The organism is Vannielia sp. (assembly GCF_029212645.1).
GTDB lineage: Bacteria > Pseudomonadota > Alphaproteobacteria > Rhodobacterales > Rhodobacteraceae > Vannielia.
The window spans coordinates 15,228-27,199 of the sequence record NZ_JARGND010000039.1; the positions used below are offsets into that span (position 1 = coordinate 15,228).

Below are 11,972 nucleotides of genomic sequence, written 5' to 3' on the forward strand. Positions count from 1 at the left end.
GCCTCTTTGAAATTGGGGCTGTTTGTCAATCGTCGTCGGGTTGCGGTGTCAGGACCAGCCATCCGTCTTCCAGACGGCGGGGCGCAGGCGAAATCGTCGCTGTGTCCGTGGCGGGTTGTGGGCTCAGCTCTTGCCAGGCTCCGGCGGTATGCGCGGTTGCCGTCAGCCAGGACCAATTGCCACCGGCAGAGGCCGAAGCCGTCGCGGGGATCGGCATCTGCACCCGTTCATCGTCAAACAGAACCGGCCCGGTTTGGATGGTCAGTGCCATGGTTTCCAGTGCCGGGCCAACCATCTCCGAGGCCAGCCGCTTGCGCGCGCGCGGAACCAGGCCAGAGGTCACATGCAGCGCGCCCCTTGGATCCATCAGCACCGTTCCGGTGAAGGATCCGGTTGTGTCCAACTGGCCGCCACTGGCTTGGGGTGTAGGCGCCGGTGTCACCTGCGGCCAAGACCCGGCACCTTGCTGCGTGACGTAACTGCTTGCAGGCGCGCGCGGGGCCTGGGGCGCAATCGCCGAACTGTAGTCATCGTCGGGGAAAAACGCGGCCACGCCATCGCGGCGCAATTCCGGCGCACCAAGGCGCAGATCGAAGGATGTGTTTTCAACGCCGCCGCTGTTGAATTTCAGCGTCAGATCGGTGCTGTCCTGCGGGTTTGCAAAGATCTGTTCATAGGATTGGTCGGTCATCGGCAGCCCGCGCAGCTGAAGCTGCAGATTGATCCGCACGACCGCGACGGGGTCTCCGGCCAATGGGCTGGTGGCGGCGATCTGGTCATCGCCCAGATCCATCGACCAAGAAGCCTGATCCAGCGTGTCCATCAGATCCTGCAACGCCGCCGCCGCGTCACTGCGCGTCAGCAGATCCGTCACCAAGCCCGCCAAGTGGGGATTGCTGATTGTCTCGGGTTGTGTGCCTTGACCGGGCACATTCCCCGCCCCGCCCGGGGCCGGAACCCATTCCAGAGTCTGAACAGCGCTCGACGCGATAAAGCCGCGCAGACTGCCCAAGGCGTGCCCGTCCTGATCATAAACGCTCAGGGTTTGGTCGGCATGGTTCGGCAGCAGCCAGCCACAGATCGGCGAGGTTCCAGGGTTCAGATCGACTTCGACACTGTCATCGGTCGCATCCAGCCAGCGGATGTCCAGGCGCGCGCCCTGCATCAGCCGTGGCGGAGCGGTGATCAGCCCTTGATCGTAAGTATCCACACCATCCACAGGCGTCAGGGCCGGTGGCAGAATGGGTTTGAGGTTGCTGCTCTGCCCGGCACCGGAATTGTTGGCGGAATTGAGGTTCAGGGTCAGCCCGAAGCTGTCCCTGATCTGCAGGTCGTTGACGCTCCAGAAGCCGGTGCGCACCGGAAAGAAGTAGGGCGTCATGACCGATGTGGCCGGGTCAGGCGATCCATCAAGCGAGGGAACCGGTGCCCCGTAGCGCCTATGCCCGGCATGATCGGCAATATCCGCGCCGGGGGCCACATTAACATCCTGATCCCGCATTGTCAGCCAGCCGTGCAACCCGGTCAGAGTCTGGGATACAAGCGGCCAGTCCCCGATCTCGTCGCGGATCGAGGCGGGCATATCAGCCCCCATAGGCTCTGTCCCATATTGCTCCATCTGCCCCGACAGGGTGCGCAACACGCTTGGAGTCAGAAAGGCGCGCCGCGTGATGCCCACGCCATAGCTGCTTTGCAGCGCCGTGTTTGTGCCGTCCATCGCGCCGCCGATCCAAACGTAGTCATCGCCGTCGAATTGCCACGCCCCCATGTCGGGCAGGTAATTGCCATCCGCATCCGTGGTGACGTTGCCGTTGCTGTCGCGCTGGCATGCATAATTGAATGTCATGCTCCAATCGAGATAAAGCGGCTGCCAGGGCTGAGCGTAGCTCGAAGCCTCCGGGACGCTGCCGATCTGGGTCAACTGCGCGGCGGCCTGCGTTTCGACAGCATCGGGCAAGGCATCCCCACCGCCGGGCAATTGCCCGGCCGCGGTGCTGGCTGTGCTGCAAATCAGGGCGCGCGACGGGGCCGGTGGGATCGAACCGCCGCCTGCCACGACAAGCGCGGGATCTTTGGCGGCGAAATAACTCGGCCTCGGGATCGCACGCAGCTGATAACCCGACACACCCAACGTCTGTTGGGCATAGGTTTGCGCGGCGGTGCCATCATCCGGCCCGCTGGTGGGCGGCAGACTTGTGGCCAGCGCCCGCACGGTATTCGCCTGGCTTTCCACCTCGGCCAAGTAAGTGGCAACCGGCTGGCTCTGCGTCTGCCCGTCAGGAATGGTCAGCTTGGCAAGCGCATCCTGAAACACGTCAAAGGCGGGATTCCCCAAGGGCGGATAGGTCCGCAGATAGACCATGTACCAGATCGCGTATTGCATCCACCAAAGGCTATAAAGCCGACTTTGCATGGAATGCAGAACCTCTCGCGCCTCGTCCAATTGCCGCTGGCTTTGCTGCAGCGTTCCTAGCGCGCTTTGCTGGGCGGCGCTCAGGGGGTCCGGTTTGGCATCGGGTTCGGGGATCAATTCCCAATCATAGCCACCCTGATAGCTTTCGTAGCCCGCCCGTTTGATCCGCTCGCGCAGCAGCTGCCGCCCCGAAGCGGTGTCCAGCTCGTCCAGCGCATGATATTGCGCCGCTTCCAGCGCCACGCTCATGGCGACAGCCTGTTCTTTTGTGTATCCCAAGCCAAGATTTGGGTCCGCCATGATATGACCGACCAGTTCGGATATCGCCTCGGCCGAGGAGTTGGCCATCGCCACCTTGATATTGGTCGCGATATCGGTCGAGGAATGATACCAGCCAAGGCCCTGCGGCATGGGGGTTTGTTCCGAGCCGTTCCAGGTCACATCGGTGATCGCAGCCTGAACCAAGGTGCGTGTTGGTGCAGTGGCGGTTGCATCAGGCAGAACCCAGCCCAGCGGGTTGGCCACCTGCACCGCGCTGATCCCGTCCGGCAGGTCGAGCCCCTGTTCCTGCGCCAATGTCGCGACATCTACCGTGTTCCAGTCCGCACCATCGGGATTATCGGGCGAGAGCGGATCGCCGTCGGGATCAGAGATCCAACCCAGCACAAGATAGCTCAGGCTGGCTTCCTGGTCCGCTGCAAGGTCACTCAGATCGTCGTGAAAGCCAAAGACATTGCCCACGCCCGGCGAGAAACTGGCAAAGCTGACATCGCCCGGGCCGATGGCGCGCAGGAACAATTCGGGATTTTCGGCAACTGTGCCGACGTTCACTGCATCGGCATAATCCGACAGGCTTCGCGACAGCCCCATCATTGAGGCGGCGACGATGGCGGGTCCGGGAATCGTCGTGTTTGGATTGCGCGCAAGATCGCCAAAAGGATTGACAAAGGGACTTGCACCATCGGCATTGAACTCGTCGCTGGTCAGCACCCAGGCTTTGGTTGCGGGTGGTTCCTGCGCGGCGCTGTCACCGGTGCCTTCCTGAATGCGCACCACCAGATACCGGTTCGGCACAACTCGAAAATGCGAAGCCGAGGCGGTTCCATTGTTGATGGCCCCCTCTGTCAGGTCGCTGGGCCGCAGGGATTGCGCAAAAGCCCGCGGCAGCGCCCAGTGGAGGTGAACTCCGGCACTGGGTGGCGTTTCATTGGACGGGTTGAACGGCGCCGGGACGGGTGACTGGAAGTCATTGAGATTGTTGTAGATCAGCGTCTCGCGCTCCCAGAACATCTGGGAATTCTGCGTGGTGGTGACCTGCGCTTTGACCTGCATCGGCACCACAAGGGTCGATGCCGCATCGAAATTCCCAAGCCCGCTCATGCGTCGTCCTCCGCGAAGGATGTTCGAAACACCATGCGTTCTGGCACGGCGATGGTTTGCAGGGCGAATGTGCCCGGCCCGTTGGGGACACCTGCGGCAAAGGCCGACGCCAGCGCCGGTGCAGCACCGATATCCGCGACAAGTTGCGCGACATCCAGAAGACGGCTCTCCGGGTCAATCTGTGCCGTGACATAGGCGTCCGACCCGATTTCCTGCCCAGGATCCTCGTCTGTCATGGACCGCAAAAACACCTGGTTGTTACTTTCGGTACCGTTGTGCAGCCCTTCGCGGGGCTCTTCGACCTCGATCCAGTCGGGCACGCGGTCGAACATGGCCAGCATGATGGAGGGCGCCAGGCGGGTCATGCGGGTGATCCGCGCGCGGTCGGCGCGTTGACCGGCATTGGGCGCGTGGCCTGAGGCAGGATCTGGCAGGTTTGCGCCGTGAAAGGCCTGGATCTGCAGGTGCGGCCAGCCCGACACGGCGGCCGACCGGATCAGGCAACCGGCCTGCGGTGTCTCGGGGTCAGGTACATTTCCGACCGCAATGCCCAGTAAGCCTGCACGCCGCTCGGCCGCGCGCGTCTCGATCTTGGGCAACAGCGCCTGAAACAAACGCCCCCGCAGCGCAGCAACTTGCGAGCCTGCACCCCCGATCGACAAAGCGCCATAAAGCGCCGCGATCCGCCAATTGCGGTCGATGTAGAAGCAGCGCAGGCTTTCGGGCGGCAGGAGGCGGTGATCGGGCACAAGCCGGTTGAAGGGCACGCCCTCAAACAGCCACAGCCGTGACAGGAAGCCCAGAATTGGAGCAGCGGTCTCGTCCACCCATTCCGCCAGCACACCCTGAACCCCTGTGGTTTCGAGCGCCGCACTGATAACGGCTTTATCCAACCCTTGCGGCGGCAGGTTGCGGTGCAGCGTGGACTCGCTGGACACCCCGGTGCCCGCACCCAGCCCGGCTCCGATCTTGGGCAAAGCATCGACCAAGCCCTCGAAAGCCACACGACTTGCCGCAGGCGCATTCAGCATCGCCTGCACCTGCGTCTTTGACATCGCGGCAAGGTCCGCGCCTTGTATCTGTGCCAGATCGACCATGCGGTTCAGCAACCGCAATCCCACACGTTGCCATCGCGATAGAGCCGAGGAAAAAGCCTTCGAGGACAAACCCATCAGTCGGCCGGTTTCGAAGGCCGCAGCATAGGACATATCGAAAAGGGCCCGCGAGTCGTCATAAATCGCCAATTGCGCGCTGGTTTGTGGCAAAAGCGAAAACGCGGGCAATTGTGCCGGCAGAGCGGCCACAAACGGGCCTCGATACCATGCGAAGGTCGTCTCGCCCTGACGGGTGCGATAGCTGAGCGGGACATAGCTGCCCCCCAACGCGTTGCTCGCATAACTCATTGCATCGGTGTCGTTGGTTGGCTCTACGTTCGGTGGCGGGGTGATGCGCAACCACAGATCATCGCCCGGTCGCGGCTCTAACCCTTGCATCAGGTCGGCAAAGCTCTGCCCGCCGCCATGCAGGCTGTCAAAGCTCCATGCTGCCAGCGACACCAGCCGGACGCGCTCATACCCCTGCGGCGCAACCGGCGCATCACCGGTCAGATACTGGGTGAACCCTTCGAGCGAGACCAGATGCACGATATTAGTGGACACGTCGGCATTCGAGGCTGGGTTCTGCGGAAAGCGATGCGTGTTCAGGACGGCATGCACCCGCGTGGCGGGCGCATCCTCGACGGGTTGACCGCTGGTATCGGCGTCGCGAGGCCCGCCCGCGGCCTTGTCTCTTATATCTGTCGCGCGGAGCGCACCGAGGCTTTGCAGCGTGGTTTTGACCGGCATTACGGTGGCAAAGGTCTGCGGCGTGATATCGACCACCGTGACCGGGGCGGCCGGATCCTCGTACGCGGCCAGACTGGGGTCACAGGTCAGCGTCCCGGTCTCGGGCGATTGCAGGTCGCCCACCGTGATCGTCGTGGAACCTGTCCCAAAGCTGGGTGCGTTGACATTTGACCCGATTGTCGGGGCCAGCACCTCGTCTTGGGTCAGGACGATGAGCGCCATCCAAGGCGCATCATTTTCGCCATTCCAGACCGCGCGTTCCCAAGGGATCGCCGGATGAGTCAAAAGCACTTGAGGCAGGGCGGTTGCAAAGACGCCCTGCGAGTTGGCCGGCGGAAAGCGATGCGCTACCTCGTCGGAATTCAACGAGAACCGCGGTCCATCGGCCACAAAGGCCTGCGTTTTGGTCTGGGCCGGAATATCGACATCGTCGCTGGCATCCGGTGTCGTCGCTTTCAGCGATTGGCTGACCACCAGTTTGTAGGTTCCAGCGGGTAGTTTCGGCAGGATCGGATCCAGAAAGCGCATCTCTCCGGGGCGGAGGGCCGGGCTATCGCCAAGATCGGCGGCGACCGATATCGGTTTGGAAAACATTGCTTATCCTTTGGTCTCGTTACACGCTGCCGCGCATCGGGCTGGCATTGAATACCTCTTGCGGGGCGGCGGCCATTGCGGCCAGAGATCCATTCGAAACGGCATTCACGGTCAAAGCGGCCAGCGCGTCAAATACTGCGTCGCGTTCCGATTGCGCGAGGGTGCCATTAATGTCGGCAATCTCGGTGATGGTATCCGCACTGGGGATCGGGCCGCCATCGGCCGGTTGTGCCCCCTGATCAGGGTTCAAAACCAGAAGCGTCTCGTCATCCCCTCCGGCGACATCATGACGCCGCAACGCAGCTGCCGCCGGAAAGGACGGCGGGCCCGACGGCCGATTGGTATGAGACAGGCGCAATACGCCCGTGCCAGTCAGGCAATCAGCGATCGTTGCGGGATCGGTGGGTGGATCATTGGTGGGCGGCGACCAGATCGCCAAGGGCATGTCGCCATATTCCGGCGTGACGTGCCAATCCGCCACGACCATTGGAGTGTCATTGATATCAAGCACCGCCAACATCTGATTGGCCTCGGTGATCGTCGCCTGCATCGGCAAAAGTCCGGTGGCCACATCGCAGGTCGTGACCGCGACCGGCCCTGAAGTTCCATCAACGAAAGAGATTTCGGTCAATGGCAGGGCGGTTGCAATCCGAGCCGAGAAAAACGGCGGGCGAATCTGCCAAGCCGGCTCACCGCTGCCGAGGGTAACAAAGTCAATCAAGCCCGACTGCACGCTCATCTGGATCAGATCGGCGCCGTCCTCGGCAGCCGAGCTGGGATCGGGCGTTTCGGGCGTGGCCACGGCCATCTCCGCCGAAGTCGGAGCCAGCGTCACCGCACGTTTGGCGGCAGGCACCGGGTCCGGCGCGGCCGGTGGCGGCAACAGGCCCGCGAACGTGTCCCAATCCTGGGGCTCCGTGGCACCATCGCTGCGCGCGGCTCCGAAAGAGATCGGTAGGCTGATGAACCAGAAATCCAGCGCCACCTCGCCACCGAATTCCGGAGACCAAAGATCAAACGTACCCGAGGCTTCCAGCCCAACGCTGCAGGAGACGCCGAACAGGCTAACGGTATAGCGGCAGCCCGCGCTGACAGCCATATGGGCGTTAAAATAGAAAGGCTGCCAATACATGATTAGATCAGCACTGCCCGAGAACCAGAGCTCTGCGCCTAATTCGCTGGCCGACACATCAAGATCGCCGCCCGCCATGATGTTCGATGGCGTCAGGGCCATATAAAGCGAGCCTGACAGCGACACCAGCTTGCCAATGCTGGCCGACACGCCGAGCCGGTCGAGCTTGGGGTAGTAGTCAGGCACTTCGACCTGGGCACTGTAACCGCCCAGAGAAATGACGAAATCTCCACCTTGGGCGCTGTCTCCCCACCAGGCATCCATGGCGAAGCCGCCCGAGATCGAGAATTTCGGATCAATCACATAGCTGTTGGGCGACAGCGCGGCTTCGACCAGCAGAGCGTCATTGCCCATGTCCAGCGCAACCTCAATGCCCAGCTCGCCATAGGCAAACTTGACGGATGTTTCCTTGGGCGTGCTCAGGACGGATAGACCGATCAGGCCGATTTCGAAGCTGTTGCCGAATTCGACATTCATCACTGCATTGGTGTTGACCACCTCATAGGTCGTCCATTGCAATCCGCCGGCCAGCCAGTAGGTGCCGCGCTCGGGCGTTATGTAGTCCTCCATCATCTGAAGCGTTTCGGTGGCCGTGGGGGTCGGCGTCTGACCCATGACACTGACCAGCGGATAGGCATCGACCTTGTCGATGGTCGGCAGCGTCAGGCTGCGGTTATAGCCAAATCCCGCCGACAGTCCGTTGATGAAGAAGGCCGGAATGCCGCCCATGGGCACGTTGACCATGCCAAAAACAAAGAGCGAAGGTGACCCGTCGACGGTTGTGTAGGATCCGCTGGCCGAAACACTAACCCGCCACATCTGGATCAGGGCTGTTCCCTCATAGACCGGTGGCATGCCATCGCCGGGATCGGAATAGCTTAACGCCGCCGAAAGATTGATGGGCCCCTCCTTGAAGGTGACGCCGATCCCGTCAAGGCCCAGATTATACGTGCTTAGATCCGTGAGCGTGGTGAACGGGATGCCCAAAGACAGGTGCATCAGCTCGATGCTGAGCCCGGCGGCCGAGATCCCGCCATCAACCCCGAACGTGGCCGTGTAGTCGGCCTGCGTCCAGCCGACGCCTAACTGTTCGCAGAAAAGCGGTCCAAACTTTGCCTGCACGGGAAACCAGACCATATCGGTGGGCAGATCATTCGCGTCATAGAGCTGAATGGCGATGGTGCCGTCAGTCATGTATGACCCTGAAGCCGAAAACGCCGGATTCACCGCATTGGTGCTGGTCGCGCTTGCGCCGCCGCCAGTCCCGGTGCCAGAGCTGACATTGTCGGCCGCTACCGCGTTGTTGCCCTCGCTCGAGGCCTGGCCGAATTCGGTGCCAAGAGGCACGCCGATCCCGTCAAAGCGCACCGCGCCGCCAAGATCCCAGTTAAAGGCATCATCGGCACCAGGATCCCAATCGACACTGGCCGCGCCACGCAATTCGATGCCTTGCATCACGAAACCGTAGATATTGATCAGAGGATCGCTCTGCGTGCCAGTATAGTCGATGCCCACGGAACTGAGCGCAACCCCGAGATGGAAGCTGTAACTGTCCGCCGCGGTGTCCTTTCGCAGCAGGGTCGCGGTGAGACCGGGGATCGTGATTTCAGGCGTCTTGGGTGTGTTGGACCCTTCGGAGCGGGCGATCCAGCTGTCGTTGTATTCATCCTCTGACGTCAGCCACTTGCCGAATTGCAGCGTCAGTTTCGGAGTAGTACCAGTATCCGCGGTCGCGCTGGCTTTGGGCGCGCTGTCCGTTGTCGAGGGCGCTTTGCCAAGAGCGAAATCAGGCAGGCGCAGGTTCAGCCCGAAATCAGTGTAGGCATCGCCGCCTTCGTCAGTTCCCTCCACCGCAACCACGTAGATGCCACCGCCTTCTATGGTGATGATCGGGTCGGTCTGGGCAAGGTTGCTCAGAACATTGGTCACCAGATCCAACGCAATGTTCAACGCGCTTTTCTGCAGGAACCGGTCGGAAAATTCACTCTTGGTCAATACAGTATAGGCCGTGTCCCCGGCACCATCGAGCAAGGTAAACCAGTCACAAAACACATTGCCGGGCGTGGCAGAAGTGCTTCGGCTGATCGGGTTGCGCAGGAAGTCATTGACCTGCGATTGGGCGAGGATGTTGTTGACGAAACTGACCGCCGCGCTGGCAAAGAAGTCCTGCGCGCTTGTGAAGGTCTTGACGATCTTGCCGTCCTGATCGAGGTAATTTGCACTGAGGCTCTGACTGGAACCATCGCCAAAGCTCAGCTGCCCCAACACCTGCACCGCAGAAAAGGTGACGGACCCGTCCGTTTGCGGCGTGCTGGACTGCACCGTCGCGGAAAACTGGATTGGATCAACGCTGTCCGCTCCATCCGCGCGCCCCAACGCCGCGGTGCCACCGCTGAGTGCATTCAACGCAACCATGGGCAGATAGGCGTCAAAAGCGACGGCATAGTCACCCAGGGCAATATCCTTGCGCAGGCCTGCGCCCACCAAGCCCGAAGTCGCGCTATCACCATCTGCGTCGTAATTGGCGTCAGGTTTCGTGGTGACTAGATAGACACCGCTCGGCGACCCCTTGAAGGCGATGGGATACCAGTTCAGCCCAACGCCACCGGCGCTGGAACCGGCCAGTGCCGGTGGGACGTCATCTGCAGGCCCCATGATCAGATCGACCAGAGTCAGCACTTCGGAGGGGCGAAAGGGAATGCCGTCAATATTGCGCGTGCCGTCGTGCTCCCAGGGATTCAGGAACCATTCGTCCTGCAGTACCACCTGGTTCTGACCGTCAGTAACCAGCAGATTGACCAATTCGCCGATATCGAGAACCCAAGGGTTCAGAGAGGATGCATCAAAGCTTAAAGTCATTTCGCGCCCTCAACTGTCGTTCCGGTGTGGCGACAAATTCAATCTAAGGTAGAAATCTTCGCCACCATACACTTGAAAAGGATTCCGACAAGGCGTTTGTTTAAATAGAGAAAACGCCTAATCTATAACGCGAGTTTTCGATGATATGAATTTTGACGGATTGCCCTTTTGGCAATGAACGATTCAGGCAAGCGTGTCATCCGTAACGATTCCATTTCCTGGACCGAGTGCCTTGAGCGCGAAGCGTGCTGTGCTGGCATCGCTATCTGGAACCGTTTTGGAATCGCTAAGTGGCTGGCGGCCCGTCAGTAACGCCGTTGGCGGCGCGGACATAACTATAGAGAGTTGGCTTCGAAAGCTCCATTGTGCGGCAGATCTTGACTATGGGCATTTCGCGCTCATTGTAGAGTTTGACAGCGAGGGCGTGCTTGTCGACGTTCAGGACAGGGCGACGCCCGCCCTTCCGGCTTCGGGCGCGTACAGCAGCCAATCCGTCTTGGGTGCGATCACGGATCCGCGCGCGCTCGAACTCGGCAAGCGCCCCGAAGACGTGAAACGTCAGCTTCCCGGCGGGCGTGGTGGTATCCATGGCTTCGTGCAGCGATCGTAACCCGATTTTTCTCTCCTTCAGCCATCCGACCCACGCGATGAGATCCTTGAGAGATCGGCCAAGTCGATCAAGCCGCCAGATAACCAGCGTATCGCCTGCTCGTAAAATGTCTTATAGCTGAGTCAGGCCCGGGGCGGACGTGGGCTGCCGGGTGAACTCATGCGCGCGATCAAGAGCATGGCGCTCGCACGCCCCCACTCCCTCGGTCGCCGGCAACCATCGCCGATTGGTGGAACTTGCCTCCATCGGTGGTCGGCACGATGGTGCCGGGGGCGGAGACGACCGCAGTTACGCTGTCCGCGGCGAGGGATCGACGCTGTCGTTGACTAGGTATCGCACACCACAAAATCCGAGGCGCGTTCAATTTGAGAGGGTCGAAAATGTGTGGTGTTAAGAATGCCCCCAGTTAGGAGAAAGTTACCAAGACCCGTTCAGGAATGTTGCGTTTGAAGGGAAGCTCCGGCTAACTACCCCAAGTTGTAGAATTGGAGACCGTAGAGCCAGCGATCTACGGTGTTTTCTTGCGCAAGTTAAAAAAGCTCGCTTGCCCAAAGCTTTTTGGAATGGGTCTGACAGTCATGAAATTTTCATTCGCATTTTTTATTGCGGTAATTCCTGGTCTTGCATCCCGAAGTGGGCGGGCCTGTCAGCGCGCTGCTCTGATGCCCTCGGTGATGCGGTCCTGCCTTCCGGCGCTTTTGGGCCTGATGCTCTGGTTCGCGGCGGCGGTCCCTGCGCAGGCGCAATACAACAATTGTCCTGGTCTCGATAACCTACCAGCAGGCGGCGCTGTCTGGTTGGACCTGACACTTAACCAATGCTCCAACCCTGAGCCGCCGCTTTCTTCGGACGTGATAACGATCGAGTACAACTCCGGCGCCGGGACATACCGTGTGGCCTACTTTTCAGCCTCCCCATCCAATCCCCAATCTTTTGGGACCGTCGTATTCGCAGGTATACCCCTCACTGACGGTGTTTTTTCACCTAGCGTCTCTTGCCCATCCGGTTGTAGCATTTCGGGCACCTACGGCGGGTCACCCATCAGCGCAACGGTATCCGGCACTTCGGTCGGGCCATCCGCCCCCGGCAACACCGCGCCGACCGCAGATGCGGGCCCGGATCAATCCGTCGTCTCCGCCG

General features: G+C 60.9%; 5 protein-coding genes. 1 reads left to right on the forward strand and 4 read right to left on the reverse strand.

Annotated elements, in window-relative coordinates; genetic code table 11:
• Window positions 1–25 precede the first annotated feature (25 nt).
• The 4 genes from P1U55_RS12290 to P1U55_RS12305 form a co-directional block, all read right to left on the reverse strand.
• Window positions 26–3,793, reverse strand: a complete 3,768-nt coding sequence (locus P1U55_RS12290) for a hypothetical protein (protein ID WP_301047913.1) — start codon at window positions 3,791–3,793, stop codon at window positions 26–28.
• Window positions 3,790–6,231 carry a hypothetical protein gene (locus P1U55_RS12295; protein WP_301047914.1) on the reverse strand — a complete coding sequence of 814 codons (2,442 nt, stop codon included), beginning with the start codon at window positions 6,229–6,231 and terminating at the stop codon, window positions 3,790–3,792. The genes P1U55_RS12290 and P1U55_RS12295 overlap by 4 nt, the downstream gene beginning before the upstream one ends.
• A gap of 19 nt (window positions 6,232–6,250) precedes the next feature.
• A complete protein-coding gene (locus P1U55_RS12300) occupies window positions 6,251–10,222 on the reverse strand; it encodes a DUF6603 domain-containing protein (RefSeq protein WP_301047915.1) in 3,972 nt (1,323 codons plus the stop codon).
• A 286-nt stretch (window positions 10,223–10,508) separates the two neighbouring features.
• Window positions 10,509–10,940 (reverse strand): recombinase family protein, encoded by a 432-nt coding sequence (locus P1U55_RS12305; protein ID WP_366943049.1) that lies wholly within the window; start codon window positions 10,938–10,940, stop codon window positions 10,509–10,511.
• 470 nt (window positions 10,941–11,410) lie between these two features.
• Here P1U55_RS12305 and P1U55_RS12310 point away from each other — a divergent pair.
• The coding region (locus tag P1U55_RS12310; RefSeq protein WP_301047916.1) for a hypothetical protein at window positions 11,411–11,972 on the forward strand (562 nt) is incomplete at its 3' end.